Origin of the sequence: Pseudoxanthomonas gei, assembly GCF_010119615.1 — a bacterium.
Lineage (GTDB): Bacteria > Pseudomonadota > Gammaproteobacteria > Xanthomonadales > Xanthomonadaceae > Pseudoxanthomonas_A > Pseudoxanthomonas_A gei.
This window is the reverse complement of record NZ_QOVG01000028.1, coordinates 1-602: the sequence shown is the minus strand read 5'-3', so window position 1 is coordinate 602 and position 602 is coordinate 1. Positions and strand designations below refer to the sequence as shown.

Annotated in this window: 1 protein-coding gene; it reads right to left on the bottom strand. The window is 50.7% G+C overall.

Going from position 1 to position 602, the window contains the following annotated elements; translation table 11 throughout:
• Nucleotides 1–31: 31 nt before the first annotated feature.
• A partial coding sequence (locus DT603_RS15815; protein WP_343037784.1) for a glycosyl hydrolase family 95 catalytic domain-containing protein occupies nucleotides 32–602 on the bottom strand: 571 nt, incomplete at its 5' end.

The following is a 602-nucleotide window of genomic DNA, read 5'->3' as shown; positions in this document are numbered from 1 at the left end:
ATTCCGGTCAAGCAGATGCATAGTAAGAATTTTACGGCATCGTTAATGTGTAGCTTTGCCCGGCTTTTGTCATGAAATCATAGACCTGGGTTGCCGATTGGGCACTACTTGTGGTTGGACCCTGAAATAAAGGATTTGGATTAGAACCGCTGGCCGACTTCAGCGCTACGTTACCCGATGCTTTCAGCGAGTTGGGCACACGAATGCGGCAATTACCCCCGATGGTGGAGCGAATCACCACCTTGTTTACTTTGCCATCGCGCCAATCCATCTCGACAATCTCAAAACCACCCCGCGTACGTAACCCTTTCACCTGACCCTGCTGCCATTGATCGGGGAGGGCTGCCAGCAGATAAATGTGGTCCAGATGGCTCTGTACGAGCATTTCGCTCATACCCGCAATACCGCCAAAATTACCATCGATCTGAAACGGCGGATGGGCGCAGAATAAATTGGGATACGTACCGCCCGCATTGGCGTAATTCGTTCCTTCAACTCCTGATATACGTAGCAGCTCACGCAGCAGTTTATAGGCATGATTGCCATCGTTGAGTCGTGCCCAGAAATTAATTTTCCAGGCTTTGCTCCATCCCGTACCGCCA